This is a genomic window from Pasteurella pantherarum, assembly GCF_049670885.1.
Classification (GTDB): Bacteria; Pseudomonadota; Gammaproteobacteria; order Enterobacterales; family Pasteurellaceae; genus Pasteurella.
In genome coordinates this window covers 1,866,820-1,890,639 of record NZ_CP187173.1, presented here as the reverse complement: position 1 = coordinate 1,890,639, position 23,820 = coordinate 1,866,820, and the positions used below count along the sequence as shown (strand labels likewise).

The window sequence follows — 23,820 nt, the reverse complement described above, 5'->3', positions numbered from 1 at the left end:
CTTATGCTACCTGATCGTTATATTTTTGCCCGCTACCAAGAAAAACGTGCAGAATTTGAAAAACATGCAGAGGTTACCCTCATCGGGCATTCATTATTTGATATGTGGGCATTGCAACCCAACGGCACGCCTAACTTAGCAGGAAAATCCGTGGCAAATCTCGGCATTTCAGGGGTTAGCACCAGACAATATTTAGAGGTGATTGTGGAACAAAATTGCATTCGCCAATTAGGTCAAACGGTGTTTATTTTTTTAGGGGTCAATGATATTTGCAAAGAAAAACAGTATTCGCCCGCTCAAGTGATGCGTTGGTTAGAACAGATTTTCCAGATCTTACGGCAAAATTCTCCCAATTCCACCTATTATTTATTAGAAGCTACCCCAGTGAATCAGATTACAACGGTGACCAATGAAGAGATTCGCCTGCTCAATGATTATTTAAAAACGCATCGCCCTCAAAGTCTGGGTTATATTCCAACACAGACGCACTTTTGTGATGAAAAAGGCAATTTAAATCCACATCTTTGCACTGACGGATTGCATTTTAATCAAGCAGGCTATGGGATTTTAGAAACGCTTTTGATCCCTTATTTAACTTAATTTAAACAGAAAAAAGATAAATTTTTTTACTAAAAAAATATGAGACAAAGATCTCAATTTTTTATTATTCTAGTTGTTATTTTTTCAATCTAAGATTAATCTATGCCAATTGGAGTTAATCTTCCATTGGCGGTTTTAGACTGGAGTTTATATGTCAAAATTATCACATCAACACGTTTTAGCCCAAATTAAACATGGCTTAATTGCCTCTTGCCAACCTGTCGATCAAGGCCCGATGGATTCCCCCGAGATTGTCGCCGCCATGGCACAAGCTTCAGTGATAGGAGGGGCGGCAGGTTTACGTATTGAGGGCATTGAAAATTTAAAAGCGGTACGCCATGTTGTCAATGTGCCCATTATTGGCATTGTTAAGCGTGATTTAGCAGATAGCCCAGTACGCATTACCCCCTTTTTAAAAGACGTTGAAGATCTTGCCGCCGCAGGGGCAGATATTATTGCCTTTGATGGCACGCATCGCATCCGTCCAACTCGCATTGAAGACATCGTTAAACGCATTAAGGAACTGGGTTGCCTTGCGATGGCTGATTGCTCAAATTTTGAAGAAGGTATGTATTGCCAACGCTTAGGTGTGGAGATCATTGGTAGCACCATGTCAGGTTACACAGGTGGGGAAGTGCCTAGCGAACCCGATTATGAATTAGTCAAAGCCTTAAATGCAGCAGGCTGTCTGGTGATGGCAGAAGGCCGTTATAACACCCCTGAATTAGCCAAAACTGCCATTGAGATTGGGGCTTATTCTGTCACAGTGGGTTCGGCACTGACACGTCTAGAACATATTGTTAGTTGGTTTGCGAATGCGATCCGCACAGCCAAAAAATAAGGAGAATGCCCAATGCGTTGTTTAGCGTTAGACATTGGTGGCACAAAAATTGCCTCTGCTTTGGTGGTGGAAGGGAAGGTGCAACAACGGCAACAACTTGCCACACCGCAAACTGATGTTGCCAGTGCAATGCATGCCATCTTGGCACAGATTGTCCAACACTATCAGGGGCAATTTGACTATGTTGCCGTGGCATCGACAGGTATCATTAATCATGGTGTGTTAACTGCACTGAATCCCAAAAACTTAGGCGGGTTAGCCGAATTTCCTTTAAAAGAGAGTCTTGCTCGTCATACCGATAAGCCCATTGGTTTATTAAATGATGTGCAAGCTGCCGCTTGTGCAGAATACAAAGATGAAGATAAAAGTGCGGTTCAAAATTTTGTTTTTATTACGGTGTCCACTGGCGTGGGGGGTGGCATTATTTTAGAACGCCGTTTATTAACCGAGCCTCATGGTGTGGCGGGGCATATTGGACACACTTTAGCTGATCCTAATGGTCCTGTTTGTGGTTGTGGACGTGTGGGCTGTGTGGAAGCGGTTGCTGCAGGACGAGCCATTGAAGCCGTCTCTCGCCAATGGGATCCCCCTTGTAGCCCAAAAGAAGCCTTTGAGCGATTTAGACAGCAGGATGAAAAAGCCACCGCACTGATTGCCCGATCGGCTCAAGCCATTGCCAATGTGATTGCCGATCTCGTGATTGGGCTGGATATCCAAAAAGTGGTGATCGGTGGCAGTGTTGGACTGGCTGAAGGCTATTTGCCATTGGTTAAACAGTATTTAGCCGCAATGCCTCATTTTTACCACTGTGATGTTGTTCATGCACGTTATGGGCAGGATGCGGGGTTAATTGGTGCTGCATGGTGGGTGGCAGATTGTTTACAACAAGGCATTGCATTGAAGTAGGAGAAAAAAATGTTAGTGGGTGATTTAACCAGAAATGATTTTAAACGTGGGTTACCGAAGGTGATTTTAGACGTTTGTGAATATTTAAAAACTTTGGATTTACCAGAACTTGAAGACGGGCGTCATGACATTACAGAGCAAATTTACATGAATGTGATGAGCTTTGATACAGTGGCAGCAGAAAGTAAACAAGCTGAAATGCATCGCAAATATCTTGATATCCAACTCTTAATTTCAGGGCAAGAAGCTATTGAGTATAGCGTGACTTATCCCACGCTTTCACAGTATGGCGAATACCATGAGCAAGAGGATTATCAACTTACCCCAGAGATAGAAAACAAAAGCACATTAACCTTAAAACCGAATATGTTTGCTGTTTTTCTGCCTTATGAACCTCATAAGCCCGGTTGCAACGTCAACAATCAGGTCTTCAGCTTAAAAAAACTGGTTGTGAAAATCCCAATTGAATTATTGTAATTATTTAGGCAGTGAAATACGGAGCATCTATGTTAGTCAGTGGAAAAATTTTAGATACAATTGGTGCATTGCACGATAGCTTAACCAAAACAGAAAAAAGAATCGCCGCCACGATTCTTGCTTCTCCCGATTTATTGAGTCAATCTTCGCTTTCCGATATTGCCAAACACCTTGATGTGGGCGAAGCCACCTTTATTCGTTTTTGCCGTACATTAGGATTTAGAGGCTTTACCGACTTTAAATTAGAATTAGCCATTGAGTTAGCCACTCGAGAAAAACAATATAACTCATTACTGGACACCGATATTTCTGCACTGGATGATGCGAAAAGTATTGCATCAAAATTACAAGGTGCAGTCACCAATGTCATTACAGAAACCATCAATTTATTAGATTTTGATGAATTAGAAAAAGTCGTGAAAGTCATTAGGGGAGCCCAACGCATTTTCTTATTTGGCGTGGGTTCTTCAGGCATTACCGCAGAAGATGCGAAAAATAAATTTATGCGAATTGGTTTGCAAGTGGATTCCACCTCAAACAACCATTTCATGTATATGCAAGCGGCATTAATGCGAGAGGGCGATGTGGTGATTGGCTTAAGCCACTCAGGCTATTCCAAAGAAGTGATCCAAACACTCAATATTGCTCGAAAAAATAAAGCCACCACCATTGCAATCACCCATAACTTACGTTCTCCAATTACCCATGTTGCCGATCACGTGTTGATTAACGGCAATCGTCAAGGGCAATTACAAGGGGACTCCATGGGCACTAAAATCGCCCAACTTTTCGTTTTAGATCTGATTTATACCTTAATCGTCCAAGCGGGTGAAGATAAAGCAACTAAAACAAAACAAAAAACAGTGAATGTGATTCTAGAACAACGTGTGAAATAACACATTTAAGGAGTATTCATGAAAAATTTAAAAGGTATCTTCAGTGCTTTGTTAGTGTCTTTTCATGCTGACGGTTCCATTAATGAAAAAGGTTTACGTCAAATCATCCGTCATAACATTGATAAAATGAAAGTCGATGGACTTTATGTGGGTGGCAGCACAGGCGAAAACTTTATGCTTTCCACCGCAGAGAAAAAAGAAATTTTCCGTATTGCCAAAGACGAAGCCAAAGACGATATTGCCCTGATTGCACAAGTAGGGAGCGTTAACTTACATGAAGCCATTGAATTAGGTCAATATGCTACCGAGTTAGGCTATGACAGCTTATCTGCGGTCACCCCTTTTTACTACAAGTTTAGTTTTGATGAAATTAAACATTACTATGACAGCATCATTGCCGCCACAGGAAATTATATGATTGTTTACTCAATCCCATTTTTAACGGGCGTCAATATGGGAATTGAACAGTTCGGTGAGCTTTACAAAAACCCGAAAGTATTAGGTGTGAAATTCACCGCAGGGGATTTCTACTTGTTAGAGCGGTTGAAAAAAGCCTATCCAAACCACTTAATTTGGGCAGGTTTCGATGAAATGATGCTCCCTGCTGTGTCATTAGGGGTAGACGGTGCCATTGGCAGCACCTTTAACGTCAATGGTCTTCGTGCACGTCAAATTTTTGAATTAACCCAAGCGGGAAAAATCAAAGAAGCACTCGAAATTCAACATGTGACCAATGATTTGATTGAAGGGATTTTGTCGAATGGATTGTATCTCACCATCAAAGAATTGCTGAAATTAGAGGGGGTTGATGCAGGATTCTGTCGTGAGCCGATGACCCAAGCATTAACCCTTGAAAAACTCGCCTTTGCGAAAGCCTTAAAAGAGAAATATCTCGCCTAATTCTGCCTGCAAAACGACCGCACTTTTGATAGTCAAACGAATAAAAAAGTGCGGTAGAAAATTGTTAAATTTTCACCGCACTTTGGGTTATTTATTCGGTTTTGGCGAAGATGTGCTGTCGGTTTTTTCTGCGACAAAAGCACCATACCATGCGGCAGCGGAGCCTGAACCTACAATATATTTATGATCATTGGTGGTTTTTGATGAATCAAGTATATGAACATAAAATGTTGCTTTATCATCATTGGGAATATCTTTAGCCTTATCTGTTGGCGTTATAAGCAAGGTATTTTTTTCGTTTTTATTTTCATATTTATTTGTGCTTGTAATATCGAATAATACTGTATGATTATTGCTTTCTTTTACGACTCCTGTAGCATGTCCATTAGAATAACTTATTGATATATCTGCATATCTAGCATGATGCGTATCATTTTTATTATTTCTTTGTGAGCTTAATACATAAACAAATCCATTATTTTTTGCATAAGTTGCAGTAAAATCTGTGGGAATTGACTTATTTTCTAAATCATTCCTTCTTCCATAAACTAGCCCATGTGTATTTTTATTGGTAATTTGGGAGTCATTAAAATAACCATAGAATGCCACGCCGTTTTGGTTTTCTCCCAACAGGGTAAATTGATAATCGCCTTCTTCTTTGTTTTCTCCCAATTTCAACTCCATTGTTGTTAATGGCATATCTTTTAGTTGTTTTTGTATGCTTTGACAATTATTTTCATTTGAGCATGCGGTTAATTTCCATGTCGCATTTAATGTTTCTTCATTGGGCTTTAATCCTTGAATATTCGAATTCATATTATTGTGCGTTGGTGGTGTTGGCTCCACGATAGATTGTTTTGGTGAATCGGTTTTATCGTTTGGTTTTGGGCTGTTCTGGTTTTTATTCCCGTTTGCTTGATTGTTTTCTTTCTGTGGTATTTTTTGTTCATTTGGTTTAGGTGATTCTTGAGAAGGGGATTGTGTAGGATGACCACCACTACCACAAGCAATAAGAAAAGAGGAAAGAGCAAATAATAGACTTGCTTTCAGCATTGATTTTTTCATTGTAAATATCCTTTTTATGTTAATAAAACCTCATATGATCCTTTTATGAGGCGGTGGGCATTTTACACGTTTTTTCGGATTTTACAGCTTGATTTTAAAGGAAAAAGGAATAAGCGTTTAAATTTTGTCAGAATGTCGATACATATCAGGCAGGTGGTTTATTTTGTGTTCGTGTCGAATGAGGTTAAAAATTCACCGCACTTTCAAAGAAAAGCGGGCGAGGTGAACTGCCTCCCCCAATAGTGTTGAAACATGGCTGAAGTGCGGTCTATTTTTTCAAATTTTCTAAGGCGTGGAATACCACTTCGGGCACTAATTTGCTCACATCGCCATGGTGCAAATGAATTTCACGAATCATGGTGGAAGACACATAAGACCAACGTTCAGAAGGTGGGAAAAACAAACTTTCCACCCCATTGGTTAATAAGCGATTTAAATGTGCCAGTTGTAGCTCATAATCAAAATCACTGGCACTGCGTACACCACGAATAATGGCGGTGATATTTTGTGCTTTCACCACATCAGCAAGCAGATCCAAAAAGCCGACAACGCTCACATTGGGTAAATGAGCAACGGATTGTTTCACCAGCTCAACCCGAGTGTCTAAATCAAATAAAGGGTGCTTATTGGGATTCGACGCCACCGCCACCAAAACATGAGGAAATAAACGTGCCGTTCGCTGAATAATATCAAGATGCCCATTCGTGATGGGATCAAAAGTACCGGGATAAATAACAGTAATCATATTAACGAGTTAAATAAGGTTTTAATAAATCAAGTAAACGCTGTAAGGCGCCACGGTTTTCCACTAAAACTTCATAACCTGCTTGACCATAACGGCTACGTAGGCTGGAAGAATCTAAAAAAGTCTGCACAGCATGGGCTAAATCCCTTGGCTGTGATTCCACTTCTAAAACCCCTTGCACATCGAGTAATTTGGTAAAGACTTCGGGGAAATTAAAGGTATGTTTGCCACTGATCACGGGTAATTTAAAGGCGAGTGGCTCAAGTGGGTTATGTCCACCATGTTTCACTAGGCTTCCTCCCACAAAGGCAATATCAGACACGCCATACAACAGCATCAGCTCGCCCATGGTATCGCCTAAGACAATTTGGGTATCAGCAGTCGGCACAATTCCTGTACTTCGACGAATATAAGTCAGATGTTGTTTTTCGATTAATTCTGCCACCTCATTAAACCGCTCGGGGTGGCGTGGCACTAAAATCAGTAATAAATGAGGATAATGCTGTAATAACAAACGATGACTTTCTAAAATGATTGCTTCTTCGCCTTCATGTGTACTTGCTGCAATCCAAACGGGGCGATGTTCTGCCCAAGCCTGATGCAATGCGGCAATCTTCACAAGCAAATTGTCGCTAACCACCAAATCATATTTGATATTGCCTGTCAGTTTCAAACGGGTTTGCTCATAGCCAAGGGCTAAGTAGCGTTCACCGCTGACCGAATCTTGCGGTGCAATCAAACTAATATTGTCAAAGACAGGGCGTAATGCATTTTTAAACCAACCATAACGCTTGGCGGAGCGTTCCGATAAACGTGCATTTGCAATAATAAACGGAATATCACGTTTTTTGAGGCTTGCAATGAGATTCGGCCAAATTTCGGTTTCAATTACAATACAGGCTTTGGGCTTTACAAAACCAATAAAACGCACCACAGCATCGGGTAAATCATAAGGCAGGTAAAAATGCGAGACACTGTCGCCAAATGCCGCTTTCACCCGATCAGATCCCGTTGGTGTGACCGTAGTCACCGTAATGGGCAAATCAGGATAATGTGTTTGAATCCGTTTGATTAATGGGGTTGCTGCAATCACTTCGCCCACAGAAGCGGCATGGATCACAATGCCTTTTGCTTTTGGGGCGTTTAATCCCCAATAAAAACCATAGCGTTCATTTAGCCGTTTACGATAATTGGGTGACTTTATGCTGCGAATCAACATAAAAAAAATCACCAGCGGCTGAGATAAATACATCAAAAGAGTATAAGAAAAACGCAACATAGAATAAATTGACTTATGCTAGAATCTACAATGAATAAATTAGCTGTAGTATAAACTGTTGTACTCAATACATAAAGGATAAAAGTATGCCAACACTCAGTGTAGCAATGATTGTAAAAAATGAAGCAGAACATTTAGCTGCATGCCTCAACACCGTGCAAGGTTGGGTGGATGAAATTGTCATTCTCGATTCAGGCAGTACCGATAACACCAAAGACATCGCCTTACAATTCGGGGCAAAATTTTATGAAAATAAAGATTGGCAAGGCTTTGGCAAACAACGCCAGCTTGCTCAGCAGTATGTCACGGGGGATTATGTGCTTTGGCTCGATGCCGATGAGCGTGTCACCCCTGAATTACGTCAATCCATTCAACAGGCGGTGGCGAAAAATGCCGAAAATGTGGTGTATAAAATCGCCCGTTTAAGTGAAGTGTTCGGCAGAAAAATTCGACATTCAAATTGGTATCCCGATTTTGTTTTACGCCTCTATCCCACTCAACTCACCCAATATAATGATGAGCCCGTGCATGAAAAAGTCTGCCTGCCGCCTCAGGCTAAGGTGGAGAAACTGCAAGGGGATTTAGAACATTACACCTATAAAGATATGCACCACTATTTAGTGAAATCCGCAGGCTATGCGAAAGCATGGGCAGAAAAACGGGAAAAAGCAGGGAAAAAAGGCAGTCTCTGCCAAGCCTTTACTCATGCCATGGGCTGTTTTGTGAAGATGTATCTTCTCAATGCAGGCTTTCTGGATGGCAAACAAGGGCTGTTGTTGGCGATACTCTCCGCCCACTCCACCTTTGTGAAATACGCTGATCTTTGGGTCAGAACAGAAACGCCAAAAAACGCTCAGTAACCCTCCATATCAAGCAAGGGGGAAGCCCCTTGTTTTTCAAAACTTTTCTAAAATACACCGCACTTTAGGTCGAAAAACAGGATAGGTTTAGCCCAAAAAACACTCAGCCTTTGCATAACTACAATAAAATCAATAGGAACACTAAAAAATAAATGGCAAAACCTATCAATGGGATCTCGCAATATCATTTCAGCGAAAATCCTCCCTTTGGGTTATCCCTTAAATTTTATTACACCAAAAGAAGTGTAAAAAATAATCAGAAAAACCGACTTTTTTCCTCTTAAAAATCATTAAATGGCGAAAAAATGAAAAGGCTTTTATTAGAAAATAACCAAGGAACAAAATGCGAAATTTTTTGCATTTTTTGCCTTTATTTAAAAAAGATTGACATAAAAAAGAATACTTATAACAAGGCGTTATCTCATAATACGGGGTAAATATAACGGGTCAAAGAAAAAATAAAATAACAAAATTGAATTTTATTTACTTAAATTTAATGAAGATCGCTTTATGTTATTTAAATAAAAATACCTTTTTAGAAAAATTAAAAAATGTATCACTCCATATGGTTATAATGCACAAAGGGAATAAAAGAAAACAATGACATCAGACCACTATTGTGTTATTTTAACCTTTTGATTTTAAAGAAAATATTAATTTTAAAAAAAGAATTAATGCGAAGTTTGATATTCAGTAGAAAATGGGAAGAAATTTTGGAATTAAAGTAAATTTTTGTAAATTTATTTAAAATAATCTTTATTAAGCCTATTTTTTCATGAATAATATTGGGTGATTTTTACACAGAATGGGCTTCCCTGAACCAGCAACAGGGACCGCGAAAGATTGAAAGCCCCGCATTTTTTTATTTTATAAAATTAAAGGAATAAGCCTGCTATGAATAAAATATTTAAAGTTATCTGGAACCATGCCACACAAACTTGGATTGCCGTCTCCGAGCTCACGAAATCTCATGGAAAAACCAACAGTCAAACCGATAAACGTCAATCGCCAAAAGTGATTTTTCTTGGTATCTCCATCACGGGGGCGTTGCTGTTTACCATGCCTGCTTTGGCAAACAATACTGAAGTTGTGGCTGGTGGAGCTGGCACCCCGTGTAAATTTGATCATAATGATTTGGCTTGCGGTAATGATGGCACCAAGGCGGGCGGGGCAAGAGGTAACAGTGGCAATAAAGGTAATATTGCCATTGGGGTCAATACAGTTGCACAAAGTGTCAGTACCGCAAATGCGGTAGCGGGGAATATTGCCATTGGTTACAATGTGTCAGCCATTGGTAATGCCTCATTAGCCATAGGGATTTCAACAGGTAACTATGGTGGTTCAAAAACCGTTGCAGCAGGTTCTAATTCCTATGCTATTGGTCATGGTGCAGTAACAGGCGGAACGGGGACACCAGGACCAGATAATGGTGGGCGTAGACGTTATGATTTAACACCAGAAGATGCAGCTAGTTCAGGAAAAATTAATGCGTTGGGTGCTATTGCCATTGGTAGTGAAGCTTGGGTATTGAATCCTGGTACCTATGGTATCGCCATTGGTGATAATGCCACTGCGAGTGGTTGGAACGCCATGGCGTATGGGCGAATGGCGTATGCCAAGGAAGGGCGAACTCTTGCTATAGGGGTAGATACACGAGCGGAAGCAAAAGGCTCATTAGCAATTGGTGCTTATACTCAAACTACAGGTGAGCATGCGATTGCTATTGGTGCTTCAGATAAAAAAGCAACAGCCGCTAAAGCCTTGGCTAATGCATCAATAGCCATTGGTGAAGTTTCCAACTCATCAGGTGAGCAAGCTGTTGCAATTGGTAAACAAGCCAATTCATCAGGTGCACAAGCAGTCGCTTTAGGGAAATCTGCCAATGCCTCTGCCAATCAAGCAATTGCGATCGGTGATAGCAGTAAGGCAAGTCATGAACAAGCCATTGCTTTGGGTAAATCTGCCCAAGCCAAAGCGAGCAAAGCCATTGCAGCGGGTTATAACACCGAAGTAAATAGTGCCAATGCCGTTGCTTTAGGGAATAATATTACTATTGCCTCAGGCTTTGAACATGCGGTGGTATTAGGCACGGGCAGTAGCACACAAAATGGTACGAAAGAAACGCAAGCCACGGTTAATGAAATCACCTATTCTAATTTCGCTGGACACAACAATGTGAGCAAAGGACATGTGGTGTCTGTCGGTAACAGTACTCACAGACGCCAAATCGTCAACCTCGCCCCAGGTAACATTTCAGCCACCTCTACCGATGCCGTTAACGGTTCTCAACTTTATATGGTGGCAGACACCGTCGCCAACCTCGCCAAAGCCACCGCCACGCATTTAGGGGGGGGCTCACAACTTCAAGGCAACAATATTACTGCACCTTCTTACACTTTATATAAAGGTTCAGAAACAGATAATACTGCGGGGAATGGGAATACTAAACTCACTAATGCTCCATTCACAAATGTCGGTGCCGCCCTTTCTGGTTTAAATACATATATCAATACAGGTTTCAACATTACCAATAATGATAATGCGACAAAAGGCGTGGTTACCCCAGGGAATACCGTTAAATTTGCCAATGGTAAAAATACCACCTCAAATATCACGCAAGAAGCAAACGGCGTTACTGAAGTGACCTTTGATATTGTTGATACTGATTTAACCGTAACAAATGGAAAAGTGAATACTCCAACAAGTGACAATGGAGCCAAATTAGTTAATGCGACCACAGTGGCAAATGCCATTAATAGTTCTTCTTGGAAAGTAGGGAAATTAACTAGTGCTAGTGGAATCACATTTAATGATGCAGAAGATGAGGTTAAGGCTGGCGATGAAGTGCGTTTTGCGGATGGTAACTTTACAAAAGTCAGTGTAGGCACAAAAAATGAAGCTAATAATAAAACAGTTACCGCAATCAAAGTTGATGTTGATGCCCAAAAAGTCGTAGAAGCGGCACAAACCCCTGTGGTGTATACCGATAAACAGGGTAATAAATTAATCAAGAAAGATAATGGAAAATTTGTTAAAGCAGATCAGGCACCTAATGGTGCAGAAATTGACCCTGCTAACGTCATTGCTTCCATTAATAGTGGTAGCAATAGCACAACAGCACCTATGACTTTGGCTAATATTCAAAGCAATTTAGCAGAAGATAACAATGGCACAACAGCACCTGACTTTAATAACGTTGCACAAAATAAAAATAATGCTGCCACTGTGGGCGACGTGCTAAATTCAGGCTGGAATTTACAAGAAAACGGCACAGAAAAAGATTTTGTGAAACATGGTGATACCGTCAATTTCAAAAATGGACGTGGCGTACAGGTGAATATCACGAAAGCTACAAATGGCGTTAATGATGTTAAATTTGATACACCGTTGGCTTATGTTCCAGATACTGGAAATACGAATACCGAATCAGCAACCCCAACCAATACCGTCAAATTCTTTGGGGCAAATAATGGTGGTCCAGTTACATTAACTAATGTAAATAGTGGCTTAGGTAATCAAGATTTAGCAAATGCCGCTGCTTCCAATCCAAATAACGCTGTTAACGTAAAAGATTTACATAATGCGATTAGTGGCTACTCATTTACGTTGGGTGGAGCTAATACTGATGGTGAATTTGAAGCCTTAACTACGTCTAATGATGAAGATAAAAAGATCAAAAAAGATGAAACCTTCATGCTCAAAGCAGGCAAAAATATCAAAATCAAACAAATCGAGAATGGCTATGAAATTGCGACCAAAGATCAGATTCAGTTAGGTAAAAATGATCCAAGTGGTACAGATGGAAGCCTTAACGTAACAGGTAAAAATGGAGCGGGTGTAAATATTAATGGTGCAGATGGCTCCCTCACCTTAACAGGGGCTCAAAGTAATGGACACACACCAAGCTTAAAAATCACCACTGAAAAGGGCGACCCAATAATTAATAATACCCCTGCAGGTGGAGTGAACCGTATTGTTTATACAGACAATGGCACAAAACGCCAAGTTGCCACTATGGATGACGGTTTAACATTTGCGGGCGACTCTGGCACCGCATCTCGTCGTAAATTAGGTGAAACACTCACCATTAAAGGTGGAGAAACAAACAGCGGTAACTTATCAAATGGTAATAATATTGGGGTAGATTCAGATGGTAATGGTAATTTAACCGTTAAACTCGCGAAAAACATCACCTTAGGAAATAATAATGCGAATGATGGCAGTATTGGCGGTTTAGCAAATAATTTGCCTGTTCCAGCTCAAAATACCAAGCAAGAAGCACCAACAGCAAATCCTGATCAACACAAAGCCGCCACAGTGGGCGATGTGTTAAATGCAGGCTTTAATGTGAGAGGAGCAAAATCTGCTGGCGGTAACGTGGAAGATGTGGATTTTGTCAAACCTTATGACACCATTGAGTTTGAAAAAGGTGAGGGCACAGAAGTTATTCTCAGCAATGCGGATAACAAAAAAACCACTGTAAAAGTCAATGTACAAACGGATAACACAACAATAAAAGTGGATCCAACAAGCAAAAAACTGACCGCAGTAACCAGTAATATCACAGGTCCAACTAAGGTGGGTGAAAAAATCACCTTTAATCCTGAGACTTCAACTGCATTAGTGACTGCAAAAACGGTTGCTGATGTTGCCAATAAACTGATTGAAGAAGGGCTAAATTTTGCGGGGAATACTGCGAATGTTGAAGTTAAACGTCCTTTAGGCTCGAAGTTGACAATTAAAGGTGGAAAAGCTGATGAAACCGATGTTTCAGACAAAAATATCCATGTCAAAGCGGATAACAACGCCAATGAATTAATTATCAACTTCTCCGAAAAACCAGAGTTTAAAGAGCTTAAGTTAGTAGAAAATGGTAAAGCCCCAATTACCTTAAACACAACAGGGGATACGAATACTCCAGCGTTATCCTTGACAAGTGGAGATAAGGCTGTAGCACTGAAAAATGTGGCACCTGGTGCAACGACACTCACGGGAGAGCATCGAGGAGATAAAAATTTACTTGATGCTTCAACTAAATTTGATAATGCACCAGCCGAATTACAACCTAAGTTAAAAAAAGCTTATACAGGTTTAGCTGATTTAAATGGTTCAGATGCAACCAATGCCTTCACCGTTGCTGATGCTAGAAATTTAGGCTGGGTGGTTTCCGCACAAAATAACAACTATGCGGAAGCGGTACGCAATGCCCACGAAGTACGTTTTATTGGCACCAATATGGCGACCGTAACAGGAAAAACCACAACAGAGGGTGTACGTGAAATTACCGTAGATGTGAATGCTCAGAAAGTAGTGGAAAGTGCACAAATTCCAGTGGTGTATACCAATGCCGAAGGAAAAAAATTAGTTAAATCTAAAAATGGTAAATTCTACGTTGAAGGCACAGACCTTGATGAAAATGGAGCACCGACAAATCCGAATAATCAAGCTGTTGAGCCTGAAAATATCATGGCTTCGATGAACAGTGGAAGTAATGCAACTCAAAATAGCCCAATAGCATTAGCAAATGTGAAAAGCAATTTGATGAGCTCAGATAACCAAGATTCTGCACCAGCATTTAATCAGCTCTTCAAAAATAATGCGGCTACAGTGGAAGATGTGCTTAATTCAGGTTGGAACCTAAAAAATAATAACACAGCCAAAGATTTTGTGGTGCATGACGATAATATTGATTTTGTTGATGGTAATGCGACTAGTTTTGTTGTAACGACAGAAGCAAATAAAACCAGCAAAATCCATGTGGATGTAAACACAGATGGAACAACGATTAAAGTTGGTGATAATAAAAAACTTGAAGCTGTAACCAGTGAAATTAATCCAACTGAAGGTGCTGATGGTAAACCAAACTTTACTCCAACAACAGGTTCTTCATTAGTTACTGCGGAAACTGTGAGCAATGTAGCAAACAAAATTGTGAGTGAGGGGCTTGATTTCACAGGCAATAATGACACTGTGAACGTTCATCGTGATCTTGGTACTAAGTTAACCATTAAAGGTGAGAAAGAGAACGATACCGATGTTTCAGGTAAAAATATTTATGTCACTGCGGATGATACAAACAAAGCCTTGGTGATTAAATTTTCTGAAAAGCCTGAATTTAAAGAACTGAAATTAGCAGAGCCTAATAAATCATCGATCACGTTAAATACAACTGGGGATACAAATAATCCAGCATTAACCTTGAATGGTGGTCAAAATAATTCACCTGTCGCATTAAAAAATGTGGCAAGTGGTTTGGGTAATCAAACCATAGAAGACGCTGCAAAAAATAACGGCAACAATGCGGTGAATGTTTCAGATTTAAATACCGCACTTCAAGCCTATAAATTTAAATTAGGTGGTGAAAAAACCGAGGGAGAGTTTGAAGCATTATCAGCAACGGCGACTGATGAAGATAAACAGATCAAAAAAGATGAAACTTTCATGCTCAAAGCAGGTAAGAACATCAAGATCAAACAAGTTCCTAAGGGCTATGAAATTGCCACCAAAGATCAAATTGAACTTGGCAAAAATGCACCAGATGGCACAAATGGAAGCCTGAATGTAACAGGTAAAAGCGGTGCTGGCGTTAAAATTGATGGGGCAGATGGCTCTCTCACCTTAACAGGTGCACCAAACAATGGACAAGCACCAAGCTTAAAAATTACCAGCAAAAAAGGAAATAAAACGCTTGATGCAGCAGATCCTGCGGATGGTATAAATCGCATCACTTATACTACTGATAATGGAAAAGAACGCCAAGTTGCTACCATGGATGACGGCTTAACATTTGCGGGCGATTTTGGTGCGGATGCACCTCGTAAGTTAGGTGAGAAGTTAACGATCAAAGGCGGTGAAACAGACACTAATAAATTATCAAATGGAAATAATATTGGTGTGGAATCTAATGCTAATGGCACATTAACAGTAAAACTGGCGAAAAAATTAAATTTAGGTGATCCAAATGATGCCAATAATGGTGAAGTGGGTGGGTTAGCTCATAACCTAGATCAACCTGTAGATACAGCAAATAAACAAGAAGGTCCGAAAGCTGGAGTGAATAAGCACAATGCCGCTACCGTGGGTGATGTTTTAAATGCGGGCTTTAATGTAAGAGGAGCAAAAACCGCAGAAGGTCAAGTGGACGATGTGGATTTTGTGAAACCTTATGACACCGTTGAGTTTGTTGATGGTAATGCAACGGATTTAATAGTGACCAATACCGATAATAAAAAGACAACGGTGACGGTGAATATCAGAACCGATGATCAAACCATTCAGGTTGATCCAAACAGTAAGAAAATAACAGCGGTAACAAGTAATATCACAAATTCAGTTACACAAACAGGTGATAAAACAACATTTACCCCTGATACACCAACAGCGTTAGTTACCGCAAAAACAGTTGCTGATGTGGCTAACAAACTCATTGAAGAAGGGCTAGTTTTTGCAGGTAATACAGCTAATACAGATATCAAGCGTCCTTTAGGCACTAAGCTAACCATTAAAGGGGAAAAAGCGGATGATACCGAGGTATCTGCGAAAAATATTTATGTTAAAGCAGATAATGCAAATGGAAAAAATGAGTTAGTCATCAATTTCTCCGAAAAACCAGAGTTTAAAGAACTGAAATTAGCAGAGCCTAATAAATCATCGATCACGTTAAATACGACAGGGGATACAACTAATCCAGCCTTAACCTTGAAAGGTGATGGTGATAAAGCTGTAGCCTTGAAGAATGTGGCTGCAGGCACAACCACTTTAGATGGCACACATCGTGGGGATAAAGTAAACGGTCAAAATCCAACGGAGATTTCAACGGCAACACCTCTTGGTGATAATTTATCAAAAGCTTATAAAGGCTTAGCAGATTTAGTCAATGTAGAGGGGACAAACGCCTTTACAGTAGCTGATGCGAAAAATCTGGGTTGGATTGTATCTGCACCAGGTAATGATTATGCCAAGGATGTCCGAAATGCTAACGAAGTTCGTTTTATTGGCACCAATATGGCAACCGTTACAGGTAAAACCTCAGCTGAAGGTGTGCGTGAAATCACGGTGGATGTAAATGCACAAAAAGTGGTGGAAACGGCACAGATTCCAGTGGTATACACTGATAAGACAGGTAAAAAATTAATTAAATCGCCAAATGGTAAATTCTATGCAGAAGGAACCAAATTAAATGATCAAGGTGAGCCTGAAAATCCAGCCAATCCAGAGGTTCCAGCTGAAAATGTAATTGCTTCATTGAATGATGCGAAAGGGAGTACAACTGACCCAACCACATTAGCTAATGTAAAAAGTAATTTAGCGGATGGGGACAATCAAACATCGGCACCAGAATCTGTTCAATTAAACAAAAACAATGCTGCTACAGTGGGAGACGTATTAAATTCTGGTTGGGATTTACAGGAAAATGGCACTGCAAAAGATTTCGTCAAACATGGCGATAAAGTGAACTTTATCAACGGTCGTGGCACCAAAGTGACGATTGGTACTGCAAATGGGGCAAATACCATTAAGTTTGATACACCGTTGGCTTATGTGCCAGACGATGCTAGCTCAAATGATGAATCAACCCCAACAAATAAAGTGAAGTTAGTTGGTAAAGATAATAATAGCCCAGTTACCTTGGCGAATATTGCTAGTGGGTTAGGCGGTAAAAGCTTATCAGAAGCAGCAAACGCAACACCGAATAATGCAGTAAATGTTTCCGACTTAAATCAAGCCATTGATGACTTTAACTTTAAGTTAGGTGGTAAAGCTAGCACAGATGGTGAATTTACTGCACTTGACAAACAAGATTGTGAAGATGGTTGTATTAAGAAAGATGAAACCTTTGTGCTTGATGCTGGTAAAAACATCAAAATCAAACAAATTGCTAACGGCTATGAAGTTGCAACCAAAGATCAGATGACGCTAGGCAGTAAAACAGCAAACAACCAAGAAGGTGTGGATGGCAATCTGACAGTGACTGGAAAAGAGGGTGCTTCTGTCGCAATAGATGGCAAAGACGGTTCGATTACCTTAACAGGCAAGGCGGATAATGGTCATACGCCAACTGTGAAAATGGGTACGGAGAAAGGGAAATCTACTGTAGATAACACAGATCCTACTGATGGTATTGATAGAATCGTTTATGAGACTAAAAATGCTGATGGTACAGCGAAAAAACGCCAAGTAGCAACCATGGATGACGGTTTAGTGTTTGCGGGTGATTCAGGTACAGATTCCCCTCGTAAATTGGGTGAAAAACTCACTATTAAAGGGGGAGAAACACAAACCGATAAACTTTCCAATAATAACAATATTGGTGTAGTTTCTGATGGTGCAGGCAACTTAACCATTAAATTGGCGAAAAACCTAAATCTCAGCGAACCTAACGATGCGAACAACGGCAAAATTAGTGGGTTAGGTCATAATTTGCCAGTACCTGCAAATAATGCAAATAACCAAGATGCACCAACGGCTGAGGATATCACTGCGAAACAACACAATGCTGCCACAGTCGGTGATGTGCTTAATGCAGGCTGGAATTTGAAAAATAATGGTGCAAGCAAAGACTTTGTGAAACCTTATGACACAGTCAACTTTGTTGATGGGGCAAATGCACAGTTAGTTGTTACACCAAACGCAGAAGGCACATCTAGTGATGTGACCGTAAATGTAGTGGGCTTACCTGTACAATACACCACTAAAGATGGCATCCCAGTAGTGAAAGTGGGTAATAAGTATTACAAAGTTGATGCAAATGGCAAACCAATCACGAAGAAAGATGATGGAAGCGATGCCGAGGAGATTCCTGTAGCCGATTTAATTACTAATATTGTTAAACCAGGTACAGCACCGAATGTGAAAAGCGAAGCAACCACATTAGGCAATGTGGTCAGTGCGTTAAAACCTTATTCTGAAACAACACCAACAACCCTAAATACATCAAAAGGTAATTTACTGGATTTAAATACCAAAGATGCTGATGGCAATACCCCAATTAGCGAACACAACGTGGTGACGGTTGGTGATTTACGCAAAATGGGGTGGGTTGTCTCTGCAGATAAAACGACAGGTAATTTAAATACCGCATACAATCAAGCAGTGATGAATGCCCATGAGGTGAAATTTGTCGGAACGGGTGTGGCAACGGTATCAGGTAAAACTGAAGGTGAAACACATACCATTACTGTAGATGTGAATGCACAAGATGTGATCAATAAAGCCCACTTGCCTGTGGTGTATACCAAATCGGATGGTAAAAAAGTGGTGAAAGATCCACTAGATGGCAAATTCTACGAGGTAAATGATCAAGGTGAACCTGATAAAGCGAAAGAGGTTCAGCCTAACGAGATCATTGCCTCAATAAATAATCCATCAAATGATAAAAACACCGCAGGAAAACCAACGACCTTAACGAATCTAAAAGGTAATTTAAATCGTGTTAATAAAGAAGGCAAAGTGACTAAACCAGATGGTTCGCCGTTAGATCCTGCTACTGCAAATGATTTAACCAAAGCACCAACATTACCAGATGCTTTCAATGAAGAGCATAATGACTATAAACCAACTATTCTCAACAATGCGGCAACCATTGGGGATGTGTTAAATGCAGGCTGGAATTTACAAGGCAATGGCAAGGCGGTGGATTTTGTCAAACCATTTGATACAGTCAACTTTGCGGATGGTATTGGCACAACAGTGGACGTAAAAGCCTCTGAAGATGGTAAAACGAATACCATTAAAGTGAATACGGTGATGGCGTATACCGATGCCAATGGTAATCTGCTCAAGAAAGCCAATGACGGTAAATATTACTTACCAGATCAGGTCAATGCGGATGGAACAACAAAAGACACCGCAGTAGCTGTAGACAATCCGCAAGTTAACCTTGTTAATGCGAAGGATAACAACACCACCACACCAACACGTTTAGGCAATGTGGCAGGGGGTACCAATACCTATGCCGATAAAGCGGCAACAGCGGATGGTCAACCTTTGGTGAAAGTCGGGGATAAATACTATGCACCTGATCAATTTACTGCTGGTAAATTGAATACTAATGCAGTCGAAACTCCATTAGAAAATGGCGTAGAACCAACCTCAAATGTCACAAAAGCAAAATCAGGTTTAGCGGATTTAGAACATTCTGATCCAAATAATGTGATGACCGTGAGTGATGCGAAAAATATGGGTTGGATTGTGTCTGCCGATGGTAATGACTATGCCAAAGATGTTCGCAATGCCAATGAAGTGAAATTTATTGGCGGCACGGGCATCAGTGTAACGGGTGAAACTAAAGACAATACCCGTGAAATTACCATCGCCATTAAAGAGGGTGAAGTAGTACCAAGTAATGAGTACACGGCTGAAGATGGTAAAACTTTAATTAAAGTAGGGGAAGATTTTTACTACAAAGACGACATTGACCCTACTACGGGCAAAGCGAAACCTGGAAAAAATAAAGTTTCTGATGAAATTGCTAGTAAAGCGATTAACAATGGCACAGGTTTTGTGACGGGGAATAAGGTGGCAGATGCGATTAAGAAATCTAACTGGACCTTAGGCAAAGCAAACCCTGATGAAATTGCGAAAACAGCATTTAAATTTGATGCAGGCAATGTAGAGAACATTAATCCAAATGATAATGTGCGTTTCTCCGATGGTAAAAATACTCGTGTGGCGTTAGGTACCGTGGAGTCATTAGATCCAGAAGGCAATAAAATCACCACTACAACGGTAAAATTTGATGTGGATTCACCAATTGACTTTAAATATACCGATGCTGATGGCAAAGAGTATGTTAAAGCCAATAATGGTAAGTTCTATGCGAAAGAAGATGTGAATGCAGATGGTTCGTTGAAAACTGTTGCCGAAGGTGCTCCGCAACCAACCGCATTAGAAGATACAGAAGTGGCGAAACTGCATAAAGGAGCTCAGTTGATTAATGGGTTAGGTAAAGATGGTCAAGCAAATAGTCCATATGAGATGCAAGATAAAATTGCAAAAGGTTTGGATGACTATCGTAAACAAAATCAAAATGCAACGCCTGAACAAATCGCAGCAGAAACCGATAGACTTGTTCAAGCCAACCCAACCCAAAAAGACACATTTGTGAAAGGCACAGGTGGGGTGAACTTAGACAATGTCTCTTGGGCAGAGAAACCTGATCAAGCGGTGAATAAAGATCAGTTAGATCAAACCGTAAATAAATCGGGCTTCTTGGTGAAACAAAATGGTACTTCTACCCTAACGGACGATGCGAATAAAGGTTCAACGGAAGATGGTAAAACTGAGAAAGTCACACCAAATGATGTGGTAGATTTTGTCAACGGCACCAATACCAGTGTTACTGCCACCACGACTCGTGAAAATGGTCGTGATGTGACCAAAGTCCGTGTTGATGTGACGGGTATGCCTGTTACCTATACGGATAAAGAGGGGAATAAAGTCGCGAAAGCACCAGATGGTAAGTACTACAAAGTCGATAAAGACACTGGGCTTCCTAAAGTTGAAGAAGGAGCTGATATACCAGCAGATAAACTCGTTGCAAGTATGGTTAATCCAGATGGCGATAGTACAACAAAACCAACAACCTTAAGCAATATTGCCAACGGTGCGAGCACCTTTGAAGCACCGAAAGGTGAAGGGGATAAAGCATTGAAATTGGCTAATGATGGTAAGTGGTATGAAGCTGATAAAGTGGAAGCTAATGGTCAAGCGAAAGCCGATGCACAACCTGTCACCAAACCGAAAAATGTGGGGACAGGTGGCTTAGTAGATTTTGCAAAATCCAATCCAAATAACGCCGCAAGCGTTGGTGATTTACAACATTTAGGCTGGGTGGTCAGTGCTTCTCAAACAGAGGGTGGCTATACAGACCAAGTGCGGAATACCAACAAAGTGGACTTTGTCGGTGAAGGTTTAGCGAAAGTGACAGGCTTAACCCGAGAAGATGGCACACGTGAAATTAAAGTGAGTGTGCAAACTGGTGAGGTGATTGGCACTAACAGTGAAGAGCCTGTGTTGAAAGGTGAAAATGGCACTGAAATACCTGTCATTAAAATAGGTGATAAGTACTACAAAAAATCTGATTTAGATCAGAACACGGGCTTACCAACGAAAGAGGCGAAACCTTTAACTACGGAAGAATTGGCTAACGTAGTGAACAAACAAAACAAAGGTGCAGGTTTAGTGACAGGTAACCAAGTGGGTGATGCGATTCAAAACTCAGGTTGGAATGTGGGTAAAGCTACATCAGAGGAAGTGAATAAAACTACCTTCAACAATAATGACGGTAAGGCGGAGAAAGTCAATCCTAATGACAACGTTCGCTTTAGTGACGGTAAAAATACCGTTGCCAGCTTAGGTACAGTGAAAGTGGTGGACGAGCATGGTGTGATTACGACCACTACCACGGTAAAAGTTGATGTGGATTCACCAATTGACTTCAAATATACCGACCCAACCACAGGTAAAGAATATGTGAAAGCCAATGATGGTCAATTCTATGCGAAAGAGGCAGTCAATCCAGATGGTTCCTTAAAACCAGTGGCAAATGGTGCAACACCACCAACTGCCTTAGCGAAAGATGCTATTGCGAAACTCACCAAAGGGGCACAGTTGACGAATGGTTCGCAAGCCGATGGGGTGAACAATGAAGCCTATAAAGTGGTTGATCCAATTCAAGCGGCAATTCAACAGGCGATTAGTGAAAAACTGAAAGCCAATCCAAATGCACCTGCAGAGGAGATTGCGAAAGCGATTGACACTGCCAGAGCGGAAGCCGTGAAAATGCATCCTAATGCGAAGGATAACATCAAGCAAGGAACCGGCGGTGTGACCCTCAACAATGTAGGATGGGCAACACAACCTGATCAGGCGGTGAACAAAGATCAATTAGATCAAACAGTTAATAAAGCAGGCTTCTTGGTGAAACAAAATGGTGGCTCAACCATTGCAGGTCAAGAAACGGAAAAAGTGACGCCAAACGATGTCGTGAATTTCATCAATGGTGGCAATACAGTGGCGAAAGCAGAAACCACTCGTGATCCTGCAACAGGACAAGATAGAACCGATGTGAGCATTCACATGACAGGCTTACCATTAACTTACACAGCGAAAGATGGTACACCAGTGACGAAAGTGGGTGATCAGTACTTCAAAGTGAATGCGAATGGTTATCCAATAGGTGAAGCGATCCCTGCAAGCGAATTAACCACCAACTTGGTGAACCCAACGGCGAAAGCGAATGAAATTGGGGCACCAACGGTGTTGGGGAATGTGGCATCTGGCACCAATACCATTGCCAACAAAGTGAGTGCCGATGGCAAACCACTGATTCAAGTTGGACAGGGGGCAAATGCGAAATACTATACACCAGATCAATTTGAACAAGGTGTATTAAAAGCCAATGCAACCGAAGCGGTGAATCCTGTTGAGGCAACACAGCCAATGGATAAAGCAAGAGGTGGCTTAGCGGATCTTGCACATTCTCATCCAAACAATGCGTTAAGTGTGTCTGATGCAAGTAAACTAGGCTTTGTGGTTGGTGCGAAAGACAACCAATATGCTGCCGATGTCCGCAATGCCCATGCCGTTGAGTTTGTCAGTGGTAATGATATTGCTAAGGTCACAGGGGAAACCCGTGCAGATGGTGTGCGTGAAATTAAAGTGACGGTGAGTAAAAATCCTGTCTTTGAAAGCGTACAAGTTGGTGGTGCACAAGGACCTCGTATTAGTTCATCGAAAGATGGCAATATCCGCATTGCGAAAGCAGATGGTTCACCAAGTCGTCTCACCAATGTTGCACCAGGTATTGAGGCAACTGATGCAGTCAATGTAGGTCAATTAAATGCGAAAATTGGTGATGTACATAAACGCATTAATAAGTTGGATAAAGGAATGCGTGCAGGGGTAGCGGGTGCGACAGCCGTGGCGTTCTTACAACGTCCAAACGAAGCAGGTAAGAGCTTAGTTTCCTTAGGTGTAGGGAACTTCAAAGGTCAGTCTGCGGTGGCAGTCGGTTACTCAAGAAATTCCGATAACAACAAAATTTCCATTAAATTGGGAAGTGGCTTTAACACCAATGGCGATGTCAATATTGGGGGAAGCATCGGTTATCAATGGTAATTTCTCACCGCTAACATAAATCAAGGGTATTGGGTGTGCACTCAATACCCTTTTTTATAGGCGATGAAAATATCCAATGGAGATTTTGGCGTTATCGGTGAGAAAAGCGTATAATTTGCACATGTGTTTGA

At 40.9% G+C, this 23,820-nt stretch carries 11 protein-coding genes; 8 read left to right on the top strand and 3 right to left on the bottom strand.

Annotated elements, in window-relative coordinates:
• The first annotated feature begins 3 nt into the window (after positions 1–3).
• The 6 genes from ACPEEM_RS08855 to nanA all read left to right on the top strand — a co-directional run bounded on the left by ACPEEM_RS08855 (position 4) and on the right by nanA (position 4,620).
• Positions 4–600: an SGNH/GDSL hydrolase family protein gene (locus ACPEEM_RS08855; protein WP_424401789.1), complete on the top strand. Its 597-nt coding sequence runs from the start codon at positions 4–6 to the stop codon at positions 598–600.
• Positions 601–751: 151 nt separating this feature from the next.
• A complete protein-coding gene (locus tag ACPEEM_RS08850) occupies positions 752–1,441 on the top strand; it encodes an N-acetylmannosamine-6-phosphate 2-epimerase (protein WP_424401788.1) in 690 nt (229 codons plus the stop codon).
• A 12-nt stretch (positions 1,442–1,453) separates the two neighbouring features.
• Positions 1,454–2,347: an N-acetylmannosamine kinase gene (locus ACPEEM_RS08845; protein ID WP_424401787.1), complete on the top strand. Its 894-nt coding sequence runs from the start codon at positions 1,454–1,456 to the stop codon at positions 2,345–2,347.
• A 9-nt stretch (positions 2,348–2,356) separates the two neighbouring features.
• Complete coding sequence (nanQ, locus tag ACPEEM_RS08840) at positions 2,357–2,824, top strand: N-acetylneuraminate anomerase (RefSeq protein ID WP_424401786.1); 468 nt, start codon at positions 2,357–2,359, stop codon at positions 2,822–2,824.
• 29 nt (positions 2,825–2,853) lie between these two features.
• Positions 2,854–3,720, top strand: a complete 867-nt coding sequence (locus ACPEEM_RS08835; RefSeq protein WP_424401785.1) for a MurR/RpiR family transcriptional regulator — start codon at positions 2,854–2,856, stop codon at positions 3,718–3,720.
• An 18-nt stretch (positions 3,721–3,738) separates the two neighbouring features.
• Complete coding sequence (gene nanA / locus ACPEEM_RS08830) at positions 3,739–4,620, top strand: N-acetylneuraminate lyase (protein ID WP_424401784.1); 882 nt, start codon at positions 3,739–3,741, stop codon at positions 4,618–4,620.
• A gap of 87 nt (positions 4,621–4,707) precedes the next feature.
• On the opposite strand, the gene ACPEEM_RS08825 is transcribed toward nanA, so the two are convergent.
• The 3 genes from ACPEEM_RS08825 to waaA all read right to left on the bottom strand — a co-directional run bounded on the left by ACPEEM_RS08825 (position 4,708) and on the right by waaA (position 7,709).
• A complete protein-coding gene (locus tag ACPEEM_RS08825; protein ID WP_424406714.1) occupies positions 4,708–5,685 on the bottom strand; it encodes a hypothetical protein in 978 nt (325 codons plus the stop codon).
• 268 nt (positions 5,686–5,953) lie between these two features.
• Positions 5,954–6,430, bottom strand: coding sequence for a pantetheine-phosphate adenylyltransferase (gene coaD / locus ACPEEM_RS08820; RefSeq protein WP_424401782.1), 477 nt, complete (start codon positions 6,428–6,430; stop codon positions 5,954–5,956).
• Between the two features lies 1 nt (position 6,431).
• On the bottom strand, positions 6,432–7,709 hold the full coding sequence (waaA, locus tag ACPEEM_RS08815) for a lipid IV(A) 3-deoxy-D-manno-octulosonic acid transferase (RefSeq protein WP_424406712.1): 1,278 nt from the start codon (positions 7,707–7,709) through the stop codon (positions 6,432–6,434).
• An 86-nt stretch (positions 7,710–7,795) separates the two neighbouring features.
• On the opposite strand from waaA, the gene ACPEEM_RS08810 reads away from it, so the two are divergent.
• Together ACPEEM_RS08810 and ACPEEM_RS08805 are read left to right on the top strand one after the other, a co-directional pair.
• On the top strand, positions 7,796–8,569 hold the full coding sequence (locus ACPEEM_RS08810; RefSeq protein ID WP_424406710.1) for a glycosyltransferase family 2 protein: 774 nt from the start codon (positions 7,796–7,798) through the stop codon (positions 8,567–8,569).
• An 894-nt stretch (positions 8,570–9,463) separates the two neighbouring features.
• Entirely contained in the window at positions 9,464–23,689 is a 14,226-nt protein-coding gene (locus ACPEEM_RS08805) for an ESPR-type extended signal peptide-containing protein (RefSeq protein ID WP_424406708.1), read from the top strand.
• Positions 23,690–23,820 lie beyond the last annotated feature (131 nt).